The sequence below is a fragment of the Mycolicibacterium pallens genome (assembly GCF_019456675.1).
GTDB classification, from domain to species: domain Bacteria; phylum Actinomycetota; class Actinomycetes; order Mycobacteriales; family Mycobacteriaceae; genus Mycobacterium; species Mycobacterium crocinum.
In genome coordinates, this window is the sequence record NZ_CP080333.1 from 5131961 (window position 1) to 5158578 (window position 26618).

A 26618-nucleotide genomic window follows, 5' to 3' on the forward strand; every position below is an offset into this window, starting at 1 on the left:
GTGCAGCGAGGTGACGCGATGGTTACTCATGGCCTCCGGGAGGCACTCGTAGCCGCCGGCAACTTCCCCGAGCTGCTGACCGCCGAGCAGGTGTCGGCCCTCCTCGGCGTCTCCGCGGCGACCCTCAACCGCTGGGCCGCGATCCGCGAAACCACCGGCGAACAAATCGGGCCGCCCTGCTACACGCTGTCAGAGCGGGTGCGCCGTTGGGATTGCGCAGAACTCCGGTCCTGGCTCAAGCAGGTGCGTCGGTAATGGCCGGCAACACCCCACGCGGCATCCGGAAACGCCTCAACACCGCCGGGGAGCCCCGCTACCAAGTCCGCTACCTGATCCGGGACCCCGACGCCCCGTCAGGATGGGTGGAAACATCGGCCACGTTCCCGACTCTGCGCGAGGCCAAGGCGTTCAAATCCGAACGCGACAACGAGGCCGCGCTCGGCGCACGTCGATTCGACCCTCGCCTGGGCCGCACACCACTGCAGCGGATTTGGACACAGTTCTCCGACTCCAAGAAGCCGGCGGTGTCGCCGAAGACCTGGAGCGGTTACACCCAGCACTGGGAACTGCGCATCAAACCGCGGTTCGGCCACGTGCCAGTCGATGAAATCACCCGCGCCGACGTTCAAGCGTTCGTTGCCGGCCTGACTGTCGGGCCGTGGGCGAAGGTGTCGACGCTGCGTCTCCTGCGCTCGATCCTCGATGTCGCACACCAAGACGGCCGAATCCACCGCAACCCGGCCCTCGGCGTCTCCGCGGGCCGCATTCCCGAGCGGGAGCGTCACCGCTACCTGACCGCCCCGGAAGTCCACACGCTTGCCACCGCGTGCGGCGACCAGGGTGACGTGGTCACGATCCTGGCCTACACCGGTCTGCGCTGGTCCGAACTCGTGGGCCTCCGCGTCAAGGACATCGACCTCGTGGCTCGCCGACTTTACGTCCGACGAGCCGCGCCCGAAGTCGAAGGCCGAATCGTCATCGGTCCGCCCAAAACCCGCGCTGGCATCCGAACGGTCCCGCTCCCCCACGTCGTCGTCGACATCTTCAAAACGCGGATCGGCGGTCGGGCGCCCGATGAGCCCGCCATCACCTCACCCAACGGCGCGATGCTGCGCTCCAACAACTGGCGCCGACACACCCACTGGAATAAGGCGCTCAAGAAGACCGGCCTGGCCCCGCTGACCATTCATGATCTACGGCACACCTATGCCAGCTTGGCCCGCAAATCCGGCGCTGACCTTCGCTACGTACAGAAGACGATGGGCCACTCGACGCCGACAGTGACCGCGAACATCTACAGCGACCTCTATGCAGATGAACTCGACCAGGTCGCAACGAACCTCGATCAGCTTCACGCGACCGAGAGTCACCAACAGAAGACCGGACAAGAACCGGACAAAGAAAACTGACATCCGAGTGCAAGACCCGTGTCAATGCAGGTAAAGGATGGTGGCCAGGGCCGGGATCGAACCGGCGACCTTCCGCTTTTCAGGCGGACGCTCGTACCAACTGAGCTACCTGGCCGGAAGGCACCGTCTGAAACTCGAGTGCCTCACCACATACATGGCGACCCTGACGGGACTCGAACCCGCGACCTCCGCCGTGACAGGGCGGCGCGCTAACCAACTGCGCCACAGGGCCTTACTTGTACTGCTTCGCTCCGACGATACCGTCGTCACGCGTACCCCCAACGGGATTCGAACCCGTGCTACCGCCGTGAAAGGGCGGCGTCCTAGGCCACTAGACGATGGGGGCCAGAACCGAATCACTTCGGGGTACTCACAACGAGTGCACGTTAGAGCGTCGTTAGCTTAGGGCACCGCGGGCCCAATCCCAAAACCGAGCAACCGTGCCGGAGGCAGTATTGTGTGCGACGCGCCCCTATAGCTCAGTCGGTAGAGCTACGGACTTTTAATCCGCAGGTCCCAGGTTCGAGCCCTGGTGGGGGCACGACGGGGGATCGACGGTCGGCGAGAGCCGACCTTTTCGTCAGATCGCCCCTGGCTATCGGGGGGTGACTTATCGTGAACGACATGAGCGATTCGACGCCGCAGCCTGCGGACAGCGCTGGACACGGTCCGCGCCCCGGCGTCGACCGGCAGACCGGCAGGCATGTGATCGCCCGCCTTGCCGGACCCGACAACGACCAGACGGTTCGGGCCGTCGTCGATCTTCTGTCCGGTGAGCAGAGCGCCGTCGACGCGATCGTCGAAGACGCTGTGTCCGACCCCGAGCGCCTCGAGGCGCTTAAGCGCCTCGGCAACCACGACGACAACCGCAGCGCGACGCTGGACCGGGTGGCAGCCCTGACCGCCGAAGCGCTGGGCACCCAGATGGCTGCGGTGTCCATCGTTTACCCGGACCGCCAGGTGCTTGCGGGCAGTAACGCAAGCGACGAAGAGCTGTCGCGGGTGCGCCCGATCGAGATGTCGATCTGCAAGTTCACCGTCGCCAGCCGTGAGCCGCTGGTGGTCGACGACACCCGAACGCATCCCCTACTGGCCGACCATCCCGCGGTCCGCGAGGGAGTTCTGGCCTACGCAGGCATTCCGTTGATCGACAGCAACGGTCATGTGGCGGGGACGTTGTGCACCTGGGACACCCGCCCTCGGCACTGGTCCAGCGGCCAGATCCAGATCCTCAACGATCTCGCTGCCGTCGCACGCCAACGGCTACTCGCCGAGCCGGGCCACAAGTGATCTTTGCCAAAGTTCGCCACACGGGGGGATATATGACTCGACGGGTAGTGAGTCGGGTAGCGTCCCGCCTGTGGTTCGGCGGGTGAAGTGAGCGGTCATGGCGATACGAACCCTTCACGTCGAGAATCTGCCGGCCGCGCCCGCTCCTAGCGGGACACCCGCCAAGCGCAAGAAAACCTTTGCCGAACGAATCCGCACCGACCCGCTGAGCACGATCGTCACGGTCTCGATCGACGTCCTGTCGGTGTCGGTCGCGGCCGCTCTCGGCACCTGGTGGGCAAAATCCACCGACGAATATCCCCCGAATCAATACTGGGTGTTCCTGTACGTGCCGGTCGTCATCGCGATGCTCGGCGCGCGCGGGGTGTACCGGCGGCGCTTGAACCGCGAATTCCTCGACGAGATCGGGCCCATCGAAGCCACTGTCGCCATGTCGACGATGTTCCTGCTCGGCGCGATGCTGATAGGCAACGACACCGGGCGTCCCGGTGCGACCGTGGTGAAGATCTGGATCTGCGCCGCGGTGCTCATGCCGTTCGGCCGTCTGGTCCGGGTGATCATTCAGCGCAGCCTGCGGCGACACCACCATCTGGTGGCGCCGACCCTCATCGTCGGCAACGGTCGTGTCGCCGGGCACATCATCAACCGCCTCGAAGAGTTCCCGGAGTACGGTCTCGGACCGGTCGGCATCATCGATGCCGAGGCGTGGTTCGGTCAGCCTGGTGACCCACGCCCGGACATCCCGTGGTTAGGCACGCCGGACGATATCGACAAGGCCATCCGGGAGACGGGCGCACAAAACGTCGTCATCGCGTTCTCGCGCACCCAGGACCAGGTGCTCACCCAAGTGGTCCGGACCGCGCACCAGAACGGACTGCGGGTCTGGGTGGTACCGCGCATGTTTGACACGATCGGTGAGCGCGCCCGCATCGAGCACGTCGGTGGCACCCCACTGCTGGCGCTGCCCCACACCAATCCCCGCGGTTGGCAGTTCACCGTCAAGCACATCATCGACCGGGTGATGTCTTTCCTTCTGCTGCTGATGATCTCGCCGGTGTTCCTCACCCTGGTGCTCCTCGTGAAGCTGAGCTCCCCCGGGCCGATCTTCTTCCGCCAGCCGCGCGTGGGCCGCGACGGCCGCGTCTTCGACTGCTTGAAGTTCCGGACGATGCGCGCACCGGATGCTGCCGATGCTGCTTTCACGCTCAAGACCGGTGCCGCCCCCGGCGGCGTGGAGGGCATCGACCGTCGGACCAAGATCGGCAGAATCCTGCGCGCCACATCGCTCGACGAACTGCCGCAGTTCCTCAATGTGCTCAAGGGTGAAATGAGCCTGGTGGGTCCGCGACCCGAACGGCCGGAGTTCGTCGAGCTGTTCGAGGCACAGATCCAGCGATACGGCGAGCGTCACCGCGTCCGAGCCGGTGTCACCGGCTGGGCCCAGGTGCACGGGCTACGTGGGCAGACGTCGATCGCCGATCGGGCGGAATGGGACAACTACTACATCGAGAACTTCTCGATCGCCCTCGACCTCAAGATCCTGGCGCTCACGATCCCCGCAGTCCTGCGGCGCGCGGAGTAAAGCTTCGGTAACAATCGCGGTTAGCTGGTGTGTGGAAAATACCCGGAGTGGGTACAGGCCAGTTAACGCATCGGGGAGCGGGGCAGTCCTGTTTCACGCGCGCCTCAGGAGTTAACATGAGTCACCCCCTCCTCACATCGACCGATGTGATCCGCCATGCGATTGCTGATCAAGTTCGGCGCCTTGGCGGCACCGACGAGAACATCGACGATATTGCCTTTGCCGCCTCCTATGCCGTCATGTGCTGGGGTTTGACTGCGTCCCAAAGCAATTGACATCTCTGTCAGTTCTGCGTACGACCCCTTCACAACGACAACAGTCGCCGCCATCTGGATGCCGTCACCGACCTTCGAGGCCGGCAGCAGCTAGTCCGTTGGCCTTTCGCCGTTCATGTAGACCACCGGCACTTGCGCCAGACCAGCAACTTATTCGGTCCGCAAAAATTGCGCTGGCAAGCATTGGGCAGTTTTAGCCCGACATTGCTGAGCCGCATCGCGGATAGTTTTAGTTCTAAAATCGTCGTTGAGCTACGTCGACGCCACGTTTTTCGCCGGGCAGGCGTCGCCCAAGTAGTGGATTCCCTTGTCGCGCTCCCCCACTGGCGGCAGATTCCGAGCGGGAGTGTGGATCAGCGGGGCGTCGACCGGAATCCGCCCGGTCGCGCGGTCCCAACCGGCTCGTGCACGCGGATGCATCCGCCTGCGCTTCGGCAGCGCCTTGAACGCCAGATTCACCAGTCGGCCGAACAACCAGTGCAGCCGCTCGTCACGCTTGGACCACGTGTAGCCCATGAGGTCACGGACCGGCTGATCGTAGAGACCGACCGTGACCCACACTGCGAACGGCCCGAGCACCTTGAGATAGGCCGACCACATGAAGTCCGGAATCCATTGCAGCGAAGGATGTTTCGGCATCGTAGAGAGGTCGAGCACCTCGCGGGTGGCCCAGTTGTTCTCTAACACGTTGCGGCACATGTGGTCCCAGTAGACTCCGAAGTCCTCCCAGCTGGCAGGCACCGGCCGCATGCTCATGCCGTACATCCGGTACCACGTGACGTGCTCGTCGAAGAGCTGGCGCTTCTGGTCCTCGGTCAGGCCGTCGCCGAAGTGCTCGGCGGTCAGGATGGTGCCCATGAAGAACGTCGAGTGGGCCCAATAGAAGACGTCGGGATTCAAGGCGCTGTAGCGACGGCCTTGGGAATCAACACCTTTGATCGGGATGTGATAGTCGCGGACCTCGGCGCCCGTCATCGGCGCCCGTTCACCGTCGAACACGACCCCGCCGATCGGGTAGAGCGAGCGCAGCAGGCGCGGCATGCGTTCGGAGAAGAAGATCGAGTGTTCCTCGACGGCAGCGCCAAGCTGAGGATGCATGTTTTGCATCGAGCCGGCCCATGGTCCCTGCAGCAGTCCGCGCCAGTCACCGAAGTATTTCCACGTCAAGGAATCCGGCCCGAGCACTGCGGGCGGCCCGTCATAACCTCCGCCGGTCACCGGGCAGCCGGCTGCCACCTGCGCGCCTTCGCTGGTGACGGGGCACGTTTCGGACGTATCTTGACTCAACTGGTGACCTTCCCGAGGAAACCGTGGCATTTTGACTACATGCGTTGTCACCAAGAGCTTAGGAGCGATGTGACGTCGGGTCAACGACGGGGCCGCTGGTCCGGCGTCCCACTGCCGGACCGCCAGGCGCTGCGCCGCGACGAGCTGATCGCGGCCGGTGTCACGCTGCTGGGCAGCCCGGGCGGCCCTGCGGTCACGGTGCGAGCGGTCTGCCGCCATGCCGGGCTCACCGAACGGTACTTCTACGAGAGCTTCGCCGACCGCGACGAATTCGTCCGGGCCGTCTACGACGATGTCTGTAATCGCGCGATGAGCGCACTGAGATCCGCAGGCACCCCACGCGAGGCGGTCGAACAATTCGTGGCGCTGATGGTCGACGACCCGGTGCGGGGTCGCGTGCTACTGCTGGCGCCGCAGGTCGAAGCCGTGCTGATCCACTCCGGCGCCGAGTGGATGCCGAGCTTCATCGAGCTGCTGCAGAGCAAGCTCACTGCGATCAGTGACCCGGTGCTTCAGAAAATGATGGCCACCGGGCTGATCGGCGCCCTGACGGCACTGTTCACCGCCTACCTCGACGGTCGCCTGGCAGCGTCCCGGGAACAGTTCATCGACTATTGCGTCGACCTACTGCTTGCCCGCGCGGCGAGTTATCCGCCGGCGACCTGACCCGCCTCGCCCGGCACGTTTCCGGTCTGCTCGAGCTCGGTCGACTCGCTCTGCTGGGCCTCGGCCTGCGCCTGGGCCTGCTTCTCCTCGTAGTCGGCGCGGGCCGCACGGCCCTCCGGACTGCCGATCGAATTACCCGGCACACCGGCCGTCGCGAACGTGTTGTTGCAGTTCAGGTACAGCAGGACCCGGTTGCCCGGGTTGGTGCCGCTGGAGTCGAGGAAGTCGGCGCTGCGAGATCCGGTGACGATGCACTGGTCCGTCGGCAGGAAGCTGCCGACCCGCGTCGCGATCGTCGCCGACTGACCGGCGTCGCTGATCGCCTGCGATGCGTCGGCATAGGTCTGGCCCGCGTACTCGTTGATCGCGGAGGCTACGCCGGTGCCGAACACCGCAACCGATGCCGCCGCTGCACCGGCAGCGCCGAGACCGAGGACCAAATACTTCTTCATCGCGACCTCCGGACATGTGCGTTGCCTGTGTGTTTACGTACCAATTGCTGGTACTTCGGTGCGCAAATAATACGCCGGGTCGCGCCAGTGTGCAGCGGGCGCGGACAAAGCCTCCCCGGAACCGTAACGACATGCCGACGGGCAGGAACTTGAATGTCACCGGGATACACAGATATATTGAGTGCAACCACGAGGAACAGATAACTGGAGGGCTCATGTCGAAGGACCTGACCGACCTGGATCTCCTGCACGAACTGGAACCGGTAGCGGAAAAGCTCATCAACCGCCACATCTCGATGATGAAAGACTGGAACCCGCACGACTACATCCCGTGGTCGGACGGCAAGAACTATTACGCCCTCGGCGGCCAGGACTGGCATCCCGATCAGGCCAAGCTCTCCGAAGTCGCCCGCACGGCCCTCATCCAGAACCTCCTGACCGAGGACAACCTGCCCGCGTACCACCGCGAGATCGCGATGAACTTCTCGATGGACGGTCCGTGGGGCTACTGGGTCAACCGGTGGACCGCCGAGGAGAACCGCCACGGCATCTCCATCCGCGACTACCTGGTCGTCACGCGTAACTGCGACCCCGTCGAGCTCGAAGAGCTGCGCGTCGAGCAGATGACCCGCGGCTTCTCCCCCGGCCAGAACCAGCAGGGTGACCTGTTCGCCGAGAGCCTGTTCGACTCCGTCATGTACGTCAGCTTCCAGGAGCTGGCTACCCGGGTGTCGCACCGCAACACCGGCAAGGCGTGCAACGATCCGGTTGCCGATCAGCTGCTGGCTCGGATCTCCAACGACGAGAACCTGCACATGATCTTCTACCGCGACGTCAGCGAGGCCGGCTTTGACGTGGCGCCGAACCAGGCGATGAAGTCGCTGCACCGCGTGCTGAAGAACTTCAAGATGCCCGGATACACCGTGCCGGACTTCCGGCGCAAGGCGGTCATCATCGCGATGGGCGGCGTCTACGACCCGCGGATCCACCTCGATGACGTTGTGATGCCGGTGCTGAAGAAGTGGCGCATCTTTGAGCGCGAGGACTTCACCGGAGAAGCCGCCGAGATGCGCGACGACTTGGCCTTGCTGATCAAAGAACTTGAGGAAACCTGCGACAAGTTCGAGGAGGCGAAGATGCGCAAGCTGGAGCGCGACGCGCGCCTCGCCGAGAAGCGCAGCGCCAAAGCACTGGCAGGGGCGGCGTCATAGTCGACATCGCACCAGCCGCCACCGGGCTGCGGATCGGGCCCTTCGCCCTCCGCAGCCCGGTTGTCTTGGCGCCCATGGCCGGCGTCACCAACGTCGCCTTCCGCACCCTGTGCCGCGAACTCGAGGAAGAACGGGTCGGCACCGTGAGTGGGTTGTACGTGTGCGAGATGGTCACCGCGCGCGCCCTCGTCGAGCGTCATCCCGTCACGATGCACATGACGACGTTCGCGCCTGCGGAGTCGCCACGCTCGCTGCAGCTCTACACCGTGGATCCGGCGACCACCTATGAGGCCGCCCGGATGATCGTCACCGAGAACCTCGCCGACCACATCGACATGAACTTCGGTTGCCCGGTGCCCAAGGTCACCCGCCGCGGCGGTGGGGCCGCCCTGCCGTACAAACGTCGCCTCTTCGGCCAGATCGTCGCGGCCGCCGTCCGCGCCACCGAGGGCACCTCGGTGCCCGTGACGGTGAAGTTCCGGATCGGGATCGACGACGAGCACCGCACCCACTTGGACGCCGGGCGGATCGCCGAGCAGGAAGGCGCCGCCGCGGTGGCGCTGCACGCGAGGACCGCCGCCCAGCGCTACTCCGGAACCGCGGACTGGGACGAGATCGGCCGCCTCAAAGAGGCGGTCACCACGATCCCGGTGCTCGGCAACGGCGACATCTTCGAGGCCAACGACGCCCTGGCGATGATGGCGTCGACCGGGTGTGACGGAGTCGTCATCGGCCGCGGCTGCCTGGGCCGGCCCTGGTTGTTCGCCGAGCTGTCTGCGGCGTTCACCGGCGCGCCCACCCCGACCCCGCCGACCCTCGGCGAAGTCGCCGACATCGTCCGCAGGCACGGCCGGCTGCTGGCCGACCACTTCGGCGAGGACAAGGGCATGCGGGACATCCGCAAGCACGTGGCCTGGTACCTGCACGGCTTTCCCGCGGGCGCCGATATCAGGCGAGCATTGGCGCTGGTCAAGACGCTGGCCGAGTTGGATAACCTGCTCGACAAGCTCGACCGGGACGTCCCGTTCCCGGACGCCGCGACCGGACCGCGCGGACGTCAGGGGTCAGCCTCGTCGGTCACCCTGCCGGAAGGATGGCTGGACGACCCCGACGATTGCACGGTGCCGGCCGGAGCCGACGTCATGCATTCCGGAGGCTGAACCGAGACGGTCTCGACATCTCTGCGAGCTAGCGATGTCACGGCTTGTCTCAGTACGATGGTGATCTTGTTGTGGGTCGCTGGAGTGGCGGACACCCGCCGACTGCTGCTACAAGACATAGGACAGTTGAGAGGGCCGCGCAGCGTTGCCGGCCGAGGTGTGCCAGACAATCGCACCAACATTTGCAAGCGCAGAGACGCGCACGACCACAAGTCGGAGGCGACTGGAACATGAGTGATGGCGGCAACGCCACGCCTGGCCAGCACCGCGCCCCCGACGAGGGCGAGCGGGTAACCCGCGCGCCCCGCGCCGCGGCCGGTGCCGCGCCGTGGGAACGCATGCCGGCGGCTGCCCCGCCGAGCGGGAACCACACCACGGGCGTCACCGTCGCCGACCTGATCGCCAAGGTGTCCGGCTCCCGGCCCCCGGTCGAGCCTACCCGGCACCGCGTCGAGGACGACGGTGACGACGCCACCGACCTCTTCGTCACCGACCTCACCGAACCCATCCCGGTTGTCACCGCCGCCTACGCCGACGAGGTACCCGACCTCGAGGCGATCAGCCAGGCCCGCGGTCCGCTGGCCGTCGAGCCTGACCCGGCAGTCCTGGCGCCGACCCCCACGAAGAAAAAGAAGAAGCCCAAGTCGCGCCGCAAGCCCGTGCTCCTGGCCGGGCGATCGGCGGCGGCGATCTTCGCGGTGTCGGCGCTGGCGCTGACCGGCGGCGCCTGGCAGTGGCAATCCACCAAGAACGATCTGCTGCGCAACGTCGCGGCGCTGGACACCAACTCGCGCGACATCATCGACCCGAACGCCCAGTTCGGCGACGAGAACTTCCTGATCGTCGGTGTCGACAGCCGCACCGGCGCCAACGGTGAGATGGGCGCCGGAACCACCGAGGACGCCGGCGGCGCCCGCTCGGACACCGTGATGCTGGTCAACGTCCCCGCCGACCGCAAGCGTGTGGTCGTGGTGTCCTTCCCCCGCGACCTGGCCATCACCCCGGCCTACTGCCAGGCGTGGGATCCCGACACCGGCAAGTACGGGCCGGTCGCCGACAAAACCACCGGCGAGATGAGCGACGACTACCGGTACACCGAGACGAAGCTGAACTCCGCGTACTCCTACGGCGGACCGAAATGCCTGGTCAAGGTAATCCAGAAGATGTCAGGGTTGTCCATCAACCGCTTCATGGCCGTCGACTTCGCCGGCTTCTCCAAGATGGTCGACGCGGTCGGCGGAGTCGAAGTGTGCAGCACCACCCCACTGAAGGATTACGAGCTGGGCACCGTGCTGGAAAAAGCGGGGCGCCAGACGCTCGACGGGCACACCGCGCTGAACTACGTGCGCGCCCGCCAGGTCACCACCGAGGTCAACGGCGACTACGGCCGGATCAAGCGCCAGCAGCTGTTTCTGTCCTCGCTGCTGCGCTCGATCATCTCCAAGGACACCCTGTTCAGCCTCAACAAGCTGAACAACGTGGTCAACGAGTTCATCGACGACACCTACGTCGACAACGTCAGGACCAAGGACCTGGTCGACCTCGGCCAGTCGCTGCAGGGCGTCAACGCGGGCCGGATCACGTTCGTCACCGTGCCCACCACGGGCATCACCGACAGCGACGGTAACGAGCAACCCCGCACCCAGGACATCCGCGCGCTGTTCGACGCGATCATCAACGACGATCCGCTGCCCGGCGAGAACGACACCAATGCCACGTTGGGCCCGACGACGGCGTCGCAGAACGCACTTCAGGCCGCCAAGCCCAGCTCGGTCGAGCAGCAGGCCGAAACCACGCAGACCGAATTGGTCAACGCGGTGACCACCGACCCGCACGACATCACCGTGCAGGTGTCGAATGCCACCGGCCAGGACGGGCTGGGCTCCACCGCCGCCACCGCCCTGAAACAACACGGCTTCCACGTGCTGGCCCCGGACGATTACACGGGCAGTGTGACCGCGACGACCGTGATGTTCTCGGCGGGCAACGAGCAGGCCGCCGCCACCGTCGCCGCCGCGTTCCCCGCCGCCCAGATGGAGCGGGTGTCCGGCCTCGGTGAAAACGTGCAGGTGGTCCTCGGACCCGACTTCAGCAGCGTGGCCGCCCCGCCGCCAAGCGGATCCGCGGTCAGCGTGCACGTCAGCCACACCTCGAAGAGCACGCCCACCGAGCTGCCCGAGGACCTCACCGTCACCAACGCGGCGGACGTCACCTGCGAATAAGCCGGGTCAGCGGCGCACGCGTGTGCGTTCATTCACCGGTCGTTCATCCTGCCTCGGCATACTGGGTGCACTTGCAGAAAGTAGGGTGGACGCCATGCGTACCGCATACCACGAGCAGCTCGATGCTCTGACCAACCAGCTGGCCGAGATGTGTCGGATGGCCGGACTCGCGATGGAACGAGCGACCCAGTCGCTGCTCCAGGCCGATCTGGTGCTGGCCGAACAGGTCATCACCGACCACGAACAGATCTCCGCCGCCAGCGCGCGCGCAGAGGAAGCCGCCTTCGTGCTGCTCGCCCTGCAGGCGCCGGTCGCCGGTGACCTTCGCGCGATCGTCAGCTCGATCCAGATCGTCGCCGACGTCGACCGGATGGGTGCGCTGGCACTGCACGTCGCCAAGATCGCCCGCCGCCGGCATCCCCAGCACACCCTGCCGGAGGAAGTCAACGGTTACTTCGCTGAAATGGGCCGTGTCGCAGTCGATTTGGGCAACAGCGCTCGCGAGGTGCTGCTGTCCCGCGATCCGGAGAAGGCGCGCCGCATCCGCGAGGAAGACGATGCGATGGACGACCTGCACCGGCATCTGTTCACCGTGCTGATGGATCGCGAGTGGAAGCACGGCGTGGCCGCCGCGGTCGACGTGACGCTGCTGGGCCGCTTCTACGAGCGCTTCGCCGACCACGCCGTGGAGATCTCCCGTCGGGTGATCTTCCAGGTCACCGGCCGCCTGCCCGAAGAAGAGGAAATCGCGGCCACCTAGAGACGTACGAAAAGGCCGGTATCGCTTGGCGATACCGGCCTTTTTGTAGTTGTGGCCTCAGCCGAACCGGCCGGAGATGTAGTCCTCGGTGGCTTTCTGGCTCGGGTTTGAGAAGATCTTCTCGGTGTCGTCGATCTCCACCAAACGTCCCGGCTTGCCGGTGGCCTCCAGGTTGAAGAACGCAGTCTGATCGCTGACGCGCGCGGCCTGCTGCATGTTGTGCGTGACGATGACGATCGTGAACTCCTGCTTGAGCTCACCGATGAGGTCTTCGATGGCCAGCGTGGAAATCGGGTCCAGTGCCGAGCAGGGCTCGTCCATCAACAACACATCGGGCTGCACGGCGATCGCACGGGCGATGCACAGCCGCTGCTGCTGACCGCCGGACAGGCCGCCACCGGGCTTCTCCAGCCGGTCCTTGACCTCGTTCCAGAGGTTGGCGCCCTTCAGCGATCGCTCGCAGGTTTCGTCGAGCACCTTCTTGTTGCGCACGCCCTGCAGTTTCAGACCGGCCACCACGTTGTCGCGAATCGACATGGTGGGGAACGGGTTTGGCCGCTGAAAGACCATGCCGATGGTCTTGCGCACGCCGACCGGGTCGACGCCGGAGCCGTAGATGTCCTCGCCGTCGAGGAGCACCGAACCTTCAACTCGGGCGCCCGGGATGACCTCGTGCATGCGGTTGAGCGTGCGCAGCACGGTGGACTTGCCGCAGCCCGAGGGCCCGATGAACGCGGTCACGTTGCGCGGAGGTACCGCCAGCGACACGTCGGCGACAGCGTGGAACGCGCCGTAGTAGATGTTGACGTCTTTGAGATCAAGCCGCTTGGCCATCGAAGGCTCCTATACCTTTTTCGGGGCAAAGAATTTGGCGACGAAGCGCGCACCGACGTTGAGAACTGCGATCAGCAGGATCAGCGTCAGCGCCGCACCCCAGAGGCGGTCGGTGGGAACGGGATTGGCGCCGGCACCCGCCGATGTCTGGTCGTACATCATGCCGGGCAGCGAGCCCATGAAGCCGTTGAACATGTCGAAGTTCATCGCCTGCGAGTAGCCGACCAGGATCAGCAGCGGTGCGGTCTCACCCATGACGCGCGCCAGCGCGAGCATCACGCCGGTGACGATTCCCGACAGTGCGGTCGGAATGACAATGCGCGCAATGGTTTTCCACTTCGGCACGCCGAGGGCATAACTGGCCTCGCGCAGGTCCATCGGAACGATCCGCAGCATCTCCTCGGTGGATCGCACGATCACCGGGATCATCAGCAGCACCAGAGCCAGCGAGACCGCGAAGCCGGAGCGCCCGAAGCCCAGGGTGGCGACCCACAGTGCGTAGATGAACAGCGCGGCCACGATCGAGGGCACACCGGTGAGAATATCGACCATGAAGGTGGTGACCTTGCCCAGCCTGGTGCCGCCGCCGTACTCGACGAGATAGATGCCGACGAAGACGCCGACCGGGATCGAGATGACCGCGCAGAAAAGACCTTGCAGCAGTGTGCCGACCAGCGCGTGATAGACACCGCCGCCGGCCATGAACGCCGTCATGCCGGACTGCGAATGCGTCCACCACGCACTGTCCAAGACGATGCCGATGCCCTTGGTGACCACCGAGTACAGCACCCAGACCAGCGGTACCACGGCGATGAACACCGACAACGTCACCAGAACCGTGGCGGTGTTGTTGGTCAGCTTGCGCCGCAGGCTCACCGACTGGAATGTGGGTGCCTTGACTGGCTTGTCCAGCGTCGAGGTCATCGGGCTCCCCTTCCGGCCACCGCGGCGCGAGCCGCCGAGTTGACCACGAACGTCAGCACGAACAGCACCAGGCCGGCGGCGATGTAGGCGCCCGCCTTGTACTGGTCGTTGAATTCCGAAGCGGCCGAAGCGATCTTGCTGGCGAAGGTGTAGCCGGCGTCGAACAGCGACCAGCCGAACGCCTTCTGGGTGCCACGCAGGATGATCAGCAGTGCGATCGTCTCGCCCAGGGCGCGGCCCAGGCCGAGCATCGCGCCGCTGATGTAGCCGGACAGGCCGAACGGCAGCACCGTCGTCCGGACGACCTCCCAGCGGGTGGCGCCTAGCGCCAGTGCGGCCTCGATCTGGCCGCGCGGCGTCTGGACGAACACCTCGCGGGTGACCGCGGTGATGATCGGCAGGATCATCACCGCCAGCACGATCCCGGCGGTGAAGATCGTGCCGCCGCCGGCGACCGATGCGTTCCCGGTGTCGAAGAGGAACAGCCAGCTGAGGTTCTTGTTGAGCCACAGCGCGAACGGCTTGAGCACCGGGGCCAGCACGTAGAGGCCCCAGACGCCGTAGATGATGGACGGCACGGCGGCCAGCAGATCCACCATGTAGCCCAGCGGCCCGGACACCCGGCGCGGGGCGTACTGCGTCAGGAAGATTGCAATACCGAGCGCGACCGGCATCGCCAGGACCAAGGCGAACAGGGAGACGAACACCGTCACCTGCAGCAGGTCCAGAATGCCGAACTTCATGTGGGCGGTATCGGTGGTGACCCAGTTGCCGCCGTAGGTGAAGAAGTTCGCGTCGTTTCGCCCCAGCGCCGGTACCGCACGCCAGACGAGGAACAGGCCGATCGCGGCGATCAGCGCGATGACGAAGATGCCGGAGCCTTCGGACAGCGCCCGGAAGACCCGGTCGCCGAGGCGCACCTTGGCGTGTCCGGACGGGTTCGTCGGGATCGCGGGCTTCTCCGGGAAGGGTGCGGCCACGACCTCGCCGGATCCAGCCTCAGCTGGATTTGGCCCGGGCATATCTTGGGTCACATCCACCCCATCGCTCACTGATCTCTCCATCGTCACCGCAATCGACCTGTCTCGCCAGCGCTGTTACTGAATTGCGTTGACGGCGGTGAGCAGCCGCTGCTTGAAGGCGTCCGGCAACGGAACGTAGCCGGCGGCCGCCAGGCCGGACTGACCGTCGTTGGCCGCCACGGTCAGGAACGACTTGACCGCCGCGGCGGTGTCGGCGTCGTAGCCCTTGGAGCAGACGATCTCGTAGGTCGCCAACATCAGCGGGTAGGCGCCCGCGGCCTTGGTGGCGTACAGCGAGTTCAGGTCCAGCTTCAGGTCGTTGCCCTCGGCCGCGAACTTCGCGGAGTCAATGGCGGCCTTGGCGGAATCGTCGCTCAGCGCGACAGGGCCGCTGCCCGTGTCGATCTGGGCGGCGGTCAGCTTGGCCTGGTCGGCGAAGCCCTTCTCGACGTAACCGATCGCACCCGGGGTGGCCTGCACGGCCTGCACAACGCCGGCCGACTTCTGCGCGCCCTCACCGGCGCCACCCTGGAATTCCTTGCCCGCACCCTTGCTCCAGGTCTGCGGCGCCGCGGCGGCCAGGTACTTCTGGAAGTTGTCGGTGGTGCCCGAGGAGTCCGACCGGTAGATCGGCGTGATCTTCTGGTCGGGCAGTGAGACACCGCTGTTCAGCGCGGCGATGGCCGGGTCGTTCCAGTTGGTGATGGCACCGGTGAAGATCTTGGCCAGCACGTCGGCGTTGATGACGAGCTTGTCGACACCGGGCAGGTTGTAACCCAGCGCGACGGGGCCGAAGACCAGCGGCAGGTTCCAGGCCGGGTTGCCCTGGCAACGCTTGGCGGCGGGATCGACCTGATCCTTGGACAGCGGCGAGTCGGAGCCGGCGAAGTCGACCTGGCCGGCGATGAACTGGGTGACGCCCGCGCCCGAGCCGGTCGGGTTGTACGAGAGGTTCTTGCCCGCACACTTCTGGCCCCACACCTGGTTGAACACCGCGACGGCGTTCTGCTGAGCGGTCGAGCCTTCGGCAGTCACGGCGTTCTTTCCACCACAGTCGGCCGATGCGCTGGACGAACCGGACGCCTTGGTTCCCGACGTGCCCGACGACGAGGAGTTGTTGTCGCTCCCGCAGGCGGTGAGCGTCAGGCCGGTGATGGCCGTTGCTGACGCAGTCACGAGGAACGCCTTGCCAAACCTGTTCAGATTCACCTATCCCACTTTCTCCAATGTTGCCCTGTTCGCCCCGGTAGGAGCACATGCACCACCCGGCAAGTTAGGCGTTGGTAGTGGACGGAACCCGTTCGGAATATGAACGGAAGGTGAACAGGTAGATGAACGTGGCGTTGCGCCAAACCGCTAACTAGCTGTGGCTGCCGTCGCAGTCAATATTTGCTGTTTCCGGGGCTTGATACGCGGTGTCGACGGTGGACACAGCAAAGCCAAGCCGCTCATAGGTTTTCACCGCGGCGACGTTGTCGGCTTCGACGTAGAGCATGACTTCCGGATTCTCCTGTGAGCCCAGCCGCCGCGCGAGGTGGTCGATGCCCACGACGGTCAGCAGCCGGCCCAGGCCGCGGCCCTGCGCGGCGGGGTCTACTCCGACGACATAGACCTCCCCCAGCCCGGGATGGTCGGCGTGCACCTTCGTCCAGTGGAATCCGAGCAGCCGGCCGGTGTCGTCGTCGAAAGCGAGGAACAGGCCCTCGGGGTCGAACCACGGCTCACGCCGTCGTTCGTCCAGATCGGCCTGCTCCCAGCCGCCCTGTTCGGGATGCCAGGAGAAGGCAGCGTTGTTGACCCGCAGCAGCTCGGCGTCGTCGGCCTCGCCCTCGTAGGTGCGGATGGAGACACCGTCGGGCACGTCGGCATGCGGGACGTCGCGCAAGGTCCGGCGCATCTGCATCAGTTCCCGGACCGCCGTCAGGCCGAGCGTGTCGGCCACCGCTATGGCCGCGGGCAGGGTGCCGTGCGCCCAGAACCGGACCGGCCCGTCTGCGCGGTCGGTGGCCGCGCGCACCAAGGCCGTGCCGATGCCGCGGCGACGGGCATGTGGTGCGACGACCAGCTCGCCCATTGCGTCTTCGTCGTCGCGTCCGGGCGTCAGGTTGAGGTAGCCGGTCAGCTCGTCGCCGTCGGCGGCGATCAGGTGTTGAGTGCGGGACAGTGGCAACTCGCGCAGCACCTGCTCGCCCACCGGGGCCAGCCCGTCGGTTCGGGTGGCGGCCTCGATCAGCGCGCGCACCTGCTCCTGCTCAGCCGACGTCAGAGCGGTGCGCCAGTGCGGCGCGGTCACTGACTGCGCAGCGGCTGGGACATGGGCCCCGATCGCACGCTCATCGAATCGGCGATCGCGTCCTCCGCGTCGTCGAACGCGTCCTCGTCGTCATCCTCGGCGAAGTCCGACTCGACCGGTGCGGGACGGCCCTTGGCCGGCCGGACCGCCTTGTAGCCCACGTTGCGAACGGTGCCGATCAGCGATTCGTATTCGGGTCCGAGTTTGGCGCGCAGTCGCCGCACGTGGACGTCCACGGTGCGGGTGCCGCCGAAGAAGTCGTAACCCCAGACCTCCTGGAGCAGCTGTGCACGGGTGAACACCCGGCCCGCGTGCTGCGCCAGGTATTTGAGGAGCTCGAACTCCTTGTAGGTGAGGTCCAGCGGGCGGCCGCGCAGCCGCGCCGTATAGGTGCCCTCATCGATGACCAGCTCGCCGAGGCTGACCTTGCCCGCACTCTCCTGGGTGGCGACGCCGCCGCGGCGGCCGACGAGCAGACGCAGCCGGGCGTCGATCTCGGCAGGGCCGGTGCTGGGCAGCAGGATCTCGTCGAGACCCCAGTCCATGTTGACGGCGACCAGGCCGCCCTCGTTGACGACGGCTACCACGGGCACCGAGGTGCCGGTGGTCCCGAGCAGCCGGCACAGGCCGCGGGCGGCCGCCAAGTCTGTGCGGGCGTCGACGATCGCGACGTCCGCCGAGCCGGCTTCCAGCAGCGACGAGACTTCGGTGGGTGCGGCCCGGACGGTGTGCGCGAGCAACGCCAGCGACGGCAGCACCGATTCGGGGTGCGGGTCGACGGTGAGAAGTAGCAGGTCCAACAAACTCTCCAATGCCCCGGATACTCATCGTCGACAGCGCCGTCGCGGTGACCTACCAGACTCATGGGCGACATATGGCCGTTACCCGGCCATGGGTCAACTAACTTTAACCCGCTACCTGCTATTTAGCTGATCTGAACGACTCAGCGCATTGCCCAGGGCATGCGCGCTGCCAGCTTTGCACCCACCGTGGGCCAGAATGTGCAGGTGCGAAAGCTGCTGATCACTTTGGGTGCCACGCTGCTGGCCGTGGTCATCGGGGCGGTCGGCGTCGATTTCGGGGCGACGATCTACGCCGAATACCGGCTGGCCCGTACCGTCCGCAGCGCCGCAGGCCTCTCATTCGACCCGTCGGTGGCGATCCTGGGCTTTCCGTTCATCCGCCAGGCCATGCATCACCACTTCGACGAGATCGAGATCAAGGCGAACGGGGTGGGCCATCAGGTGGTCGGCAAGGCTTCGCTGGAAGCCACGCTGCACAACATCGACTTGACCGAGGCGTCCTGGTTGATCAGGCCGGATGCGAATCTGCCGGTCGGCAAGCTGGAGAGTCGCATCATCATCGATTCGCTCCATCTGGGCCGGTTCGTCGGGATCACCGACCTGATGGTGGAGGCCCCGTCCAAGGAGACCAACGACGCCACCGGCGGTACCACCGAGTCGGGCATCTCCGGCAGCAAGGGCCTGGTGTTCACCGGGACGCCGAAGAAGGCCGATTTCGACAAGCCGGTCAGTGTCGCCGTCGACCTGTCGGTGGCCGGCCCCGACCAGACCACGCTGGTCTTCACGGCCACCGACATCCAGACCGGGCCGGGCACCGCCGACCAGCCGGTACCCGATGACAAGAAAGCGGCGGTGCTGGCGGCGTTCAGTGGCAGCCTGCCCGGGCAGAAGCTGCCGTTCGGCGTCCGCCCGACCACCGAAGGCGCCCGCGGGTCGGACATCATCATCGAAGGCATCACCGAGGGAGTAACCATCCGCCTCGACGGGTTCAAACAGACATGAGTCCCGCATTGATCACCGCGATCGTCGCCATCGCCGCCGCATTGGTGGTCGCGGGCGTCGCGGGCGTGCTGCACAACCGCCGATCCGGCGTCGTGCGCGAAGCCGAACCACTCGATGTCGACGTCAGCGACCTGGGGTTATCTCGGACCGGGCCGACGGTCGTGCATTTCAGCGCAGTGTGGTGCGGACCCTGCGCGGGCGTCCGGCGAGTGGTCAACCAGGTGTGCGCCGACCTGCGTGACGTCGCCCACGTCGAAATCGACATGGATGCCAATCCGGCTGCCGCACGACGGCTTTCGGTGCTGTCGTTGCCGACCACATTCATCTTCGATGCGCAGGGCCGGCAGCGATACCGCACGGCGGGGGTTCCCAAGGCCGCTGACCTGCGCTCGGCCCTCGAACCTCTGTTGGCTTGAGACCGGGGTCATTGGGTACCATGGCTCGCGTGTCGGCCCGCCTCGAGCTCATGCTCACCAAGCGTCGCGCAGTTGATCTGTGCCGCGTTGCGGGTTGTTGCTGTTGTTGCTGTAGCTGCTGAGTAGCCGCGCCTTTCTTTCGCGCCGCCACTCTGGAGCGGCCGTTTGCGGCCCGTCTCCGTCCAGCCCCGTTCAGCAACAGGAGAAAAGATCATGTCGACCACCACCACTCATTCCCCCGCCATCGCACAGGTGGACGTCCGTGGGCCCCGCTTCGCCGCCTGGGTCACCACAGCCGTCCTGGTGGCGGTGCTCGTCGTCTCGGGGTTCAGCACGATCGCCGCGACGATCGTGCTGGCGCTGCAGGCCGTGGTGTTCGCGATCGGCGCCGTGCGCGGGCCTCGTCAGCACCCGTACGGGCTGATCTTCGCCAACCTGGTGGCGCCGCGGCTGAGCCCGGTGTCCGAGCGGGAACCGGTGCCGCCGTTGAAGTTCGCCCAATTGGTGGGCTTCGTGTTCGCCGTCGTCGGTGTCGCCGGCTTCGGCCTGGGGGCACCGCTGCTCGGCACCATCGCCACCGCCTTCGCCCTGTTCGCCGCTTTCCTCAACGCCGCCTTCGGCATCTGCCTCGGCTGCCAGATCTACCCCCTCGTGGCCAGGCTGCGCCGCACGCCGGCCACCACCTGAGCCTTCAGACAAGAAACCGAAAGGAACCACTACATGGCACGCTCCGACGTCCTGGTCTCTACCGACTGGGCCGAGAGCAATCTCGACGCGCCGAACACCGTCTTCGTCGAGGTGGACGAGGACACCTCGGCCTACGAAGACGGCCACATCGCCGGCGCCGTGCGGCTCGACTGGAAGACCGAGCTGCAGGACCCGGTCAAGCGTGACTTCGTCGACCAGCAGCAGTTCTCGAAGTTGTTGTCGGACAAGGGAATCAGCAACGACGACACCGTGATCCTCTACGGCGGCAACAACAACTGGTTCGCGGCGTACGCCTACTGGTACTTCAAGCTGTACGGCCACGAGAACGTCAAGCTGCTCGACGGCGGCCGCAAGAGGTGGGAACTCGACGGACGCCCGCTGGTGACCGAGGTGCCCGATCGCCCCGCCACGTCGTACGCGGCCAAGGCGCCCGACACCAGCATCCGCGCGTTCCGCGACGAGGTGATCGCCGCGATCAACACCAAGAACCTGGTCGACGTCCGCTCCCCCGACGAGTTCTCCGGCAAGATCCTCGCGCCGGCTCACCTGCCGCAGGAGCAGAGCCAGCGCCCCGGGCATATCCCCGGCGCCATCAACGTTCCGTGGAGCAGGGCTGCGAACGAGGACGGCACCTTCAAGTCGGACGAGGAGCTGGCCAAGCTCTACGCCGAGGCCGGCCTGGACGGCGAGAAGGAGACCATCGCCTACTGCCGTATCGGCGAGCGGTCTTCGCACACCTGGTTCGTGCTTCAAGAACTGTTGGGGCACAAGAACGTAAAGAACTACGACGGTAGTTGGACCGAATATGGCTCCCTGGTGGGGGCCCCGATCGAGTTGGGAAGTTGATCATGTGCTCTGCACCTAAACAAGGACAGACCCTGCCCGCCGGTGTCGACCTCGAGAAGGAGACCGTGATCACGGGCCGCGTCGTGGACGACGCGGGCCAGACGGTCGGCGGTGCCTTCGTGCGCCTGCTGGACTCCAGCGACGAGTTCACCGCCGAGGTCGTCGCCTCGGCGACCGGTGACTTCCGGTTCTTCGCCGCGCCGGGTACGTGGACGGTGCGTGCGCTGTCCAAGGTCGGCAACGGTGATGCCACCGTGGCACCGACCGGCGCGGGGATCCACGAAGTCGACATCAAGGTCGCTTAACTCACAAAGACGACGGTGGCTCGGGCGGTGAGCCTGCCCGAGCCCCGGATAGACTGACACCGTGGTTCTTTTCTACGAGATCCTGCTGGTTGCGACGGTCGTTCTGATCACCTGGTTCGCGTTGTACGCGCTCTACCGACTGATCACCGACGAGTCGTGAGTTCTCCAGACATCTCCGGGAGCGGCGATCGCGTCGTAGCGGCTGCAGCCGAACGGGCGAAAGAGACGGCTGGCCGCAACATCCCGGTTTTCGAAGACCTTCCGCTGCCCGCCGACACCGCCAATCTGCGGCTGGGCGCCAATCTGAGCGACGCCCTGCTGGCCTTGCTGCCGCTGGTCGGCGTCTGGCGCGGTGAGGGCGAGGGGCGCGGCACGCATGGGGACTACCACTTCGGCCAGCAGATCATCGTCTCGCACGACGGCGGCGACTATCTGAACTGGGAGTCGCGGTCCTGGCGCCTCGACGAGGGCGGCGACTATCACTCCCCCGGCCTCCGCGAGACCGGCTTCTGGCGGTTCGTCAGCGACCCGGCCGACCCCGACGAATCGCAGGCGATCGAGCTGCTGCTGGCCCATTCCGCCGGGTATGTCGAGTTGTTCTACGGCCACCCGCGCAACCAGTCGTCCTGGGAGCTCGTGACCGATGCACTGGCGCGCAGCAAGTCCGGTGTACTGGTCGGCGGCGCCAAGCGGCTCTACGGCATCGTCGAGGGCGGCGATCTGGCGTACGTCGAGGAGCGGGTCGACGCCGACGGCGGACTGGTCCCTCATCTGTCGGCGCGACTGACACGACACGTCGGCTGATGCGCACCCTTCCCCTCGGGGTCGCCGCGGCGGCCACCGCGATCCTCGCCGGTTGCGCCCCGGCCCCGACCCCATCGCAGCCGACGGCGATCAGCCCGGCGCCCAGCACCACCAGCCCTGTGCCGGGCACCACCTCCGCACCGAGTGCCGCCACGTCCGCGCCCGCCGAACACGGATCGCTGGCACACTGCCTGCACGAACACGGTGTGCCCGACTCGGCTGGCAGCGGCGTGCTGGGTCCCCCGCAGGGCGTCGACCCCGGTGTGTGGGATCAGGCGAAGAAGGCGTGTTCACCGTTGGAACCCGGACCGGCCGGCTAGCAACTGCTCGTACCGTTAGATCATGGGTACCGCAGGGTTCAGGGCGATCGTCGTCGCGGTTGTTGCCGCGCTCCTGGCGGCCGCTCCACCCGCCGCGGCCGATCCGCCGTGGCCCGTGGCGGGCGCCGAATCGGCGGCCGACACCATCCGCGACCTACAGAGTCAGGGCTATCGCGTCGGCATCAATTGGGTCTTCGGTTACACCCGCACACCGCTCGACCGGTGCTCTGTCACCGCGATCCACAATCCTGGCGGACCGCCACCCGACGAATCAGCCTCGCCGACAACGGTATACATCGATGTGTCCTGCCCCGATCACGACGATTGGTGATTCAGGACCCGGAAATGGGGCGGCCCCCGAGCCGTTATCCCTGGTCGGACTAACCAAGAGCTCGGGGGCCGGGTAGCTGCCTGGAATTCGCCAGCGCGCTCAGTGCGCAGGTGATTCCATGCACCTGGTGCTGCTAGCGGGCAGCCACCTCACATGTCCTAGAAGCTATCAATTTTCCGGACCACCTCCCTTCTTGTGTACCGACGAAAGTACCCGCGTCAGAAGGGTTGTGCCAACAGGTTTTCGCGATCAGCGATCGTGGGTGATCGCGGCGTCGACCAACGCGGTCATCTCGGCGGCCAATCGGGTGGGCGGAAGGACGCGTCCGTCAATTGTGTGCACCCGCGCCGCCAAAGTGATGCTGGACACCAGCCAAACCCCCTGCGCGGCAAACAGATCCGCTGGTCGCAGCGCGCGGAAGTCGCAGTCGTAGCCCTTGTCGCGGGCGACTTCGAACAACGCCTGCTGGGTGGTTCCACGCAGGATCGGATACCACGGCGGCGGCGTGAGCAAAGTCGTTCCCGAGCCCTCGTCGCTGGCGATGACGACCGTCGAGCGCGGGCCCTCGAGCAGGTAGCCGTCGGAGCTGACGAAGATGACGTCGCCGGCGCCCTTGTCGGCGGCATACCGCAGGGCGGCCATGTTCACCGCGTACGACAGCGTCTTGGCGCCGGCCACCAGCCACGGCATGGCGTCCACCCCGGTCGACGGCAGTGCCCGGTCGAGCAGCACCGCGGCGATACCGTCGCGGCGGGTGGCCACCACTCGCTCCGGCACGGGGTTCACCGTCAGGTAGGCGGTGGGAGCCGAGCCGCTCTCGCGGCCGCGGCCGCGGCTGTAGACCAGTCGTAGCGCGCCCTCAGCGGTCGTCGACGAGGCCCACTGCCCGACGGCGATGTCGATCGCCCGCCGCCAGTCGGACGGGTCCGGCTCGGGTAGGTCCATCATCTTGGCGGACTGCCCGAGCCGGCGCAGGTGCGGTTCCACCAGGCATGCGCGGCCGTCGCGGACCAGCAGCGTCTCGAAGACTCCGTCGCCGCGCACCGCGGCAAGGTCGTCCGAGTACAGCAGCGGCTGGGCCGGGTCGTGCACCTCGCCGTCGAGCGTGACGATCACCGATGACGGGGCAGACATGAGACATGAGCGTAGTGGCAGCCCCGTAGAGTTGATGTGTGTCAGCCGTTCCCGCACCTGACAGCTCCCCCGACGCCGGCGCGATCTGGCACTACGGCGATCCGTTCGGTGAGCAACGCGCCGCCGAGCACGACGCCGTCGTGATCGATCGTTCGCACCGCGCGGTCATCACGTTGACCGGACCCGACCGGCAGAGCTGGTTGCACTCGATCTCCTCGCAGCACGTCACGGCGCTGCCCGACGGCGCCTCCACCGAAAACCTCAGCCTCGACGGGCAGGGCCGTGTTGAGGATCACTGGGTGCAGACCGAGTTGGACGGCGTCACCTATCTCGACACCGAACGTGAGCGCGGCGAACCGCTGCTGGCCTATCTGCGCAAGATGGTGTTCTGGGCCGACGTGACGCTCGAAGCCGCCGATCTGGCCGTCCTCTCACTGCTCGGCCCGCGTCTGGCCGACCCCGCGGTCCTCGACGTCCTGGGCCTCGACGGGCTGCCTGCGGAATCCTTCGCCGTCTCGGTGGACGGCGGTTTCCTGCGCCGGGTTCCGTCACCGGCCGGGCAGATCGAGCTCGACCTGGTGGTTCCGCGTGGCGACGTCGCGAGCTGGCTGACCAGGCTGGAAGCGGCGGGCGTGCGCCGCGCCGGGGTGTGGGCCTACGAGGCGCACCGGGTCGCCGCGCAGCGACCCCGGCTCGGTGTGGACACCGATGACCGGACGATCCCGCACGAGGCCGGGTGGATCGGCGGTCCCGGGCAAGGAGCCGTGCACCTCGACAAGGGTTGCTATCGCGGTCAGGAGACCGTCGCGCGCGTCCACAACCTGGGAAAGCCACCCCGGATGCTGGTCCTCGTGCATCTCGACGGCTCCGGCGAGCGTCCGGCCACCGGCGATCCCCTACTGGCCGCCGGGCGTGTCGTGGGCCGGCTGGGCACCGTCGTCGACCATGTCGATCTCGGACCCATCGCGCTGGCTCTGGTGAAGCGCGGAATCCCGGCCGATACCGCGCTGACCACGGGCGGCGAGCACGAAGTGGCCGCGGAGATCGACCCGGAGTCGCTGCCGCCGACGGACGCGGTCGGCGCCGGCCGGCTCGCGGTGGAGCGTCTGCGCCGCGGCGCATCCTGACGTTCACGCACGGCCGAACGGGCCTGCCAGCACATCGGAGCGGGGCACGGTAAGGTGTGGGCAGGACAATAACGAACACACAGATCGGAGCCGCCTGCATCCCGGGCCGCTCCGTTATTGCGCGAGGGGGTTCCCCCATGGGCCGCGGCCGGGCAAAGGCAAAGCAGACCAAGGTTGCTCGAGAGCTGAAATACAGCTCCCCACAGACCGATTTCAGTCGGCTCCAACAAGAGCTGTCGGGGTCGGAGTCGGATGAGCCTGACACCGTCGACAACGGGTTAGACGAGGACCCCTGGGCCGACGAGGGCAGCTGGCGGCGCTGAGCCGCCGCCTCCTCCCCAAGCGCTGGGCGTGATCCCCTAGAAGCGGGGATGTAGCCCGACGAGCTTGGCTCGCGGGCCGTCCTTCCCCTTGGTGACAGTCCCCAGCGTCCAGCAGTTCAGATGGCGTGCAGTCAGAATCGCCAGTGCGCGGTCGGTGTCCTCCGGCGCGACGACGGCGACCATGCCGACACCCATGTTGAACGTCTTCTCCATCTCCGGCCGGTCGATGCGTCCGCGCTGGGCGATCATCGCGAATACCGGTGCGGGCGTCCACGTTCCGCGGTCCAGCTCGGCCACCAGGCCGTGTGGGATGACGCGTTCGAGGTTGCCTGCCAGCCCACCGCCGGTGACGTGGCAGAAGGTGCGGACCTGCGTCTCGGCGGCGAGCGCCAGGCAGTCCTTGGCGTAGATACGGGTGGGTTCGAGCAGTTCCTCACCGAGCGTGCGGCCGAACTCCTCGACGTGGCCGGCCAGGTTCATCCGGTCGATCTCGAGCAGAACCTTGCGAGCCAGCGAGTAGCCGTTGGAGTGCAGGCCGGATGAGCCCATCGCGATGATCACGTCGCCCGGCCGGACCCGCTCCGGGCCCAGCACGTCATCGGCCTCGACGACACCCACGCCGGTGGCGGAGATGTCGTAGTGGTCGGGCTCCATCAGCCCGGGATGCTCTGCGGTCTCTCCGCCCAGCAATGCGCAGCCGGCCAGCACACACCCCTCGGCGATACCGGCCACGATCGCGGCGACGCGTTCCGGGATCGTGCGCCCGACGGCGATGTAGTCCTGCAGGAACAGCGGCTCGGCGCCGCACACCACGAGGTCGTCGACCACCATCGCGACCAGGTCGAGGCCCACGGTGTCGTGCTTGTCCATCGCCTGGGCCACGGCGAGCTTGGTCCCGACCCCGTCTGTCGACGCGGCCAGCAGCGGCTCCCGATAGTCTCCGCGCAGCGCGAACAGCCCGGCAAAGCCGCCAAGCCCGCCACGCACCTCGGGCCTGGTGGCCCGCTTCGCCAGCGGCTTGAACAGCTCGACCGCGCGGTCACCGGCCTCGATGTCCACCCCGGCCGATGCGTAGGAGATCAGGTTGTCTTCCTCGCGATCCGTCATCGCGC

Annotated in this window: 31 protein-coding genes and 4 tRNA genes; 22 read left to right on the top strand and 13 right to left on the bottom strand. The window is 66.4% G+C overall.

Features of this window, described 5'->3' with window-relative positions; all coding sequences use genetic code 11:
* The first annotated feature begins 18 nt into the window (after positions 1-18).
* Positions 19-255 carry a helix-turn-helix transcriptional regulator gene (locus K0O64_RS24950; protein ID WP_096313014.1) on the top strand — a complete coding sequence of 79 codons (237 nt, stop codon included), beginning with the start codon at positions 19-21 and terminating at the stop codon, positions 253-255.
* Positions 255-1409 carry a tyrosine-type recombinase/integrase gene (locus K0O64_RS24955; RefSeq protein ID WP_096312292.1) on the top strand — a complete coding sequence of 385 codons (1155 nt, stop codon included), beginning with the start codon at positions 255-257 and terminating at the stop codon, positions 1407-1409. The genes K0O64_RS24950 and K0O64_RS24955 overlap by 1 nt, the downstream gene beginning before the upstream one ends.
* Before the next feature lie 38 nt (positions 1410-1447).
* Here the strand turns inward: K0O64_RS24955 and K0O64_RS24960 are convergent.
* The 3 genes from K0O64_RS24960 to K0O64_RS24970 all read right to left on the bottom strand — a co-directional run bounded on the left by K0O64_RS24960 (position 1448) and on the right by K0O64_RS24970 (position 1755).
* Positions 1448-1524, bottom strand: a tRNA-Phe gene (locus tag K0O64_RS24960).
* 40 nt (positions 1525-1564) lie between these two features.
* A tRNA-Asp gene (locus K0O64_RS24965) sits at positions 1565-1641 on the bottom strand.
* Positions 1642-1682: 41 nt separating this feature from the next.
* A tRNA-Glu gene (locus K0O64_RS24970) sits at positions 1683-1755 on the bottom strand.
* Between the two features lie 122 nt (positions 1756-1877).
* Between K0O64_RS24970 and K0O64_RS24975 the strand changes: the two genes are divergently transcribed.
* From K0O64_RS24975 to K0O64_RS24990, 4 genes are all read left to right on the top strand, one after another.
* Positions 1878-1950 (top strand) — tRNA-Lys (locus tag K0O64_RS24975).
* An 83-nt stretch (positions 1951-2033) separates the two neighbouring features.
* Entirely contained in the window at positions 2034-2699 is a 666-nt protein-coding gene (locus K0O64_RS24980) for a GAF domain-containing protein (RefSeq protein WP_125477498.1), read from the top strand.
* A 97-nt stretch (positions 2700-2796) separates the two neighbouring features.
* Positions 2797-4281 carry a sugar transferase gene (locus K0O64_RS24985; protein WP_071949152.1) on the top strand — a complete coding sequence of 495 codons (1485 nt, stop codon included), beginning with the start codon at positions 2797-2799 and terminating at the stop codon, positions 4279-4281.
* Positions 4282-4397: 116 nt separating this feature from the next.
* On the top strand, positions 4398-4556 hold the full coding sequence (locus K0O64_RS24990; RefSeq protein WP_164520139.1) for a hypothetical protein: 159 nt from the start codon (positions 4398-4400) through the stop codon (positions 4554-4556).
* A 252-nt stretch (positions 4557-4808) separates the two neighbouring features.
* Here K0O64_RS24990 and K0O64_RS24995 read toward each other — a convergent pair whose 3' ends face one another.
* Complete coding sequence (locus K0O64_RS24995) at positions 4809-5843, bottom strand: oxygenase MpaB family protein (protein WP_096312293.1); 1035 nt, start codon at positions 5841-5843, stop codon at positions 4809-4811.
* A gap of 69 nt (positions 5844-5912) precedes the next feature.
* On the opposite strand from K0O64_RS24995, the gene K0O64_RS25000 reads away from it, so the two are divergent.
* A complete protein-coding gene (locus K0O64_RS25000) occupies positions 5913-6509 on the top strand; it encodes a TetR/AcrR family transcriptional regulator (protein ID WP_096312294.1) in 597 nt (198 codons plus the stop codon).
* Here K0O64_RS25000 and K0O64_RS25005 read toward each other — a convergent pair.
* Positions 6491-6961, bottom strand: a complete 471-nt coding sequence (locus K0O64_RS25005; RefSeq protein ID WP_096312295.1) for a hypothetical protein — start codon at positions 6959-6961, stop codon at positions 6491-6493. The two genes, K0O64_RS25000 and K0O64_RS25005, sit on opposite strands and share 19 nt — an antisense overlap.
* Positions 6962-7176: 215 nt before the next feature.
* Here K0O64_RS25005 and K0O64_RS25010 point away from each other — a divergent pair, with 215 nt between their 5' ends.
* From K0O64_RS25010 to phoU, 4 genes are all read left to right on the top strand, one after another.
* Positions 7177-8172, top strand: coding sequence for an acyl-ACP desaturase (locus K0O64_RS25010; protein ID WP_096312296.1), 996 nt, complete (start codon positions 7177-7179; stop codon positions 8170-8172).
* A 26-nt stretch (positions 8173-8198) separates the two neighbouring features.
* Positions 8199-9332, top strand: coding sequence for a tRNA dihydrouridine synthase DusB (dusB, locus tag K0O64_RS25015; RefSeq protein WP_096312297.1), 1134 nt, complete (start codon positions 8199-8201; stop codon positions 9330-9332).
* 230 nt (positions 9333-9562) lie between these two features.
* Complete coding sequence (locus tag K0O64_RS25020; protein ID WP_096312298.1) at positions 9563-11554, top strand: LCP family protein; 1992 nt, start codon at positions 9563-9565, stop codon at positions 11552-11554.
* A gap of 94 nt (positions 11555-11648) precedes the next feature.
* The gene (gene phoU / locus K0O64_RS25025) at positions 11649-12314 is read left to right on the top strand and encodes a phosphate signaling complex protein PhoU (protein ID WP_047333790.1); all 666 of its coding nucleotides are present in this window, start codon (positions 11649-11651) and stop codon (positions 12312-12314) included.
* 57 nt (positions 12315-12371) lie between these two features.
* Here phoU and pstB read toward each other — a convergent pair whose 3' ends face one another.
* The 6 genes from pstB to K0O64_RS25055 form a co-directional block, all read right to left on the bottom strand.
* Positions 12372-13148, bottom strand: a complete 777-nt coding sequence (gene pstB / locus K0O64_RS25030) for a phosphate ABC transporter ATP-binding protein PstB (RefSeq protein WP_071949146.1) — start codon at positions 13146-13148, stop codon at positions 12372-12374.
* A gap of 9 nt (positions 13149-13157) precedes the next feature.
* Positions 13158-14072 (bottom strand): phosphate ABC transporter permease PstA, encoded by a 915-nt coding sequence (pstA, locus tag K0O64_RS25035; RefSeq protein WP_096312299.1) that lies wholly within the window; start codon positions 14070-14072, stop codon positions 13158-13160.
* Positions 14069-15094, bottom strand: a complete 1026-nt coding sequence (pstC, locus tag K0O64_RS25040; RefSeq protein WP_096313015.1) for a phosphate ABC transporter permease subunit PstC — start codon at positions 15092-15094, stop codon at positions 14069-14071. Before pstC ends, pstA begins: the two co-directional genes overlap by 4 nt.
* Before the next feature lie 75 nt (positions 15095-15169).
* Complete coding sequence (gene pstS, locus K0O64_RS25045) at positions 15170-16303, bottom strand: phosphate ABC transporter substrate-binding protein PstS (RefSeq protein ID WP_071949143.1); 1134 nt, start codon at positions 16301-16303, stop codon at positions 15170-15172.
* A gap of 151 nt (positions 16304-16454) precedes the next feature.
* On the bottom strand, positions 16455-17387 hold the full coding sequence (mshD, locus tag K0O64_RS25050) for a mycothiol synthase (protein WP_071949142.1): 933 nt from the start codon (positions 17385-17387) through the stop codon (positions 16455-16457).
* Positions 17384-18187 (bottom strand): winged helix-turn-helix transcriptional regulator, encoded by an 804-nt coding sequence (locus K0O64_RS25055; protein WP_071950297.1) that lies wholly within the window; start codon positions 18185-18187, stop codon positions 17384-17386. The genes mshD and K0O64_RS25055 overlap by 4 nt, the downstream gene beginning before the upstream one ends.
* A 189-nt stretch (positions 18188-18376) precedes the next feature.
* On the opposite strand from K0O64_RS25055, the gene lmeA reads away from it, so the two are divergent.
* The 9 genes from lmeA to K0O64_RS25095 all read left to right on the top strand — a co-directional run bounded on the left by lmeA (position 18377) and on the right by K0O64_RS25095 (position 22922).
* The gene (gene lmeA / locus K0O64_RS25060) at positions 18377-19192 is read left to right on the top strand and encodes a mannan chain length control protein LmeA (RefSeq protein WP_083542987.1); all 816 of its coding nucleotides are present in this window, start codon (positions 18377-18379) and stop codon (positions 19190-19192) included.
* Positions 19189-19608, top strand: a complete 420-nt coding sequence (locus K0O64_RS25065; protein ID WP_071949140.1) for a TlpA family protein disulfide reductase — start codon at positions 19189-19191, stop codon at positions 19606-19608. Before lmeA ends, K0O64_RS25065 begins: the two co-directional genes overlap by 4 nt.
* A 20-nt stretch (positions 19609-19628) precedes the next feature.
* Positions 19629-19730: an Ms5788A family Cys-rich leader peptide gene (locus tag K0O64_RS30340; RefSeq protein WP_350355560.1), complete on the top strand. Its 102-nt coding sequence runs from the start codon at positions 19629-19631 to the stop codon at positions 19728-19730.
* A gap of 91 nt (positions 19731-19821) precedes the next feature.
* Positions 19822-20295 carry a DUF4395 domain-containing protein gene (locus K0O64_RS25070; RefSeq protein ID WP_071949138.1) on the top strand — a complete coding sequence of 158 codons (474 nt, stop codon included), beginning with the start codon at positions 19822-19824 and terminating at the stop codon, positions 20293-20295.
* Positions 20296-20328: 33 nt separating this feature from the next.
* Positions 20329-21162: a sulfurtransferase gene (locus K0O64_RS25075; RefSeq protein ID WP_096312300.1), complete on the top strand. Its 834-nt coding sequence runs from the start codon at positions 20329-20331 to the stop codon at positions 21160-21162.
* Positions 21163-21164: 2 nt separating this feature from the next.
* Entirely contained in the window at positions 21165-21467 is a 303-nt protein-coding gene (locus K0O64_RS25080; RefSeq protein ID WP_047332252.1) for a DUF1416 domain-containing protein, read from the top strand.
* Positions 21468-21623: 156 nt separating this feature from the next.
* The gene (locus K0O64_RS25085) at positions 21624-22271 is read left to right on the top strand and encodes a heme-binding beta-barrel domain-containing protein (protein WP_096312301.1); all 648 of its coding nucleotides are present in this window, start codon (positions 21624-21626) and stop codon (positions 22269-22271) included.
* Positions 22271-22591 (top strand): hypothetical protein, encoded by a 321-nt coding sequence (locus K0O64_RS25090; protein WP_096312302.1) that lies wholly within the window; start codon positions 22271-22273, stop codon positions 22589-22591. The genes K0O64_RS25085 and K0O64_RS25090 overlap by 1 nt, the downstream gene beginning before the upstream one ends.
* A gap of 22 nt (positions 22592-22613) precedes the next feature.
* A complete protein-coding gene (locus K0O64_RS25095) occupies positions 22614-22922 on the top strand; it encodes a hypothetical protein (protein ID WP_096312303.1) in 309 nt (102 codons plus the stop codon).
* A gap of 249 nt (positions 22923-23171) precedes the next feature.
* On the opposite strand, the gene K0O64_RS25100 is transcribed toward K0O64_RS25095, so the two are convergent.
* Positions 23172-24056 carry an aminodeoxychorismate lyase gene (locus K0O64_RS25100; RefSeq protein WP_096312304.1) on the bottom strand — a complete coding sequence of 295 codons (885 nt, stop codon included), beginning with the start codon at positions 24054-24056 and terminating at the stop codon, positions 23172-23174.
* Between the two features lie 38 nt (positions 24057-24094).
* Between K0O64_RS25100 and ygfZ the strand changes: the two genes are divergently transcribed.
* On the top strand, positions 24095-25183 hold the full coding sequence (gene ygfZ, locus K0O64_RS25105) for a CAF17-like 4Fe-4S cluster assembly/insertion protein YgfZ (RefSeq protein WP_096312305.1): 1089 nt from the start codon (positions 24095-24097) through the stop codon (positions 25181-25183).
* 137 nt (positions 25184-25320) lie between these two features.
* Complete coding sequence (locus K0O64_RS25110) at positions 25321-25506, top strand: DUF3073 domain-containing protein (RefSeq protein WP_071949117.1); 186 nt, start codon at positions 25321-25323, stop codon at positions 25504-25506.
* Positions 25507-25542: 36 nt separating this feature from the next.
* On the opposite strand, the gene purM is transcribed toward K0O64_RS25110, so the two are convergent.
* A complete protein-coding gene (purM, locus tag K0O64_RS25115) occupies positions 25543-26613 on the bottom strand; it encodes a phosphoribosylformylglycinamidine cyclo-ligase (protein ID WP_096312306.1) in 1071 nt (356 codons plus the stop codon).
* Positions 26614-26618: the final 5 nt, after the last annotated feature.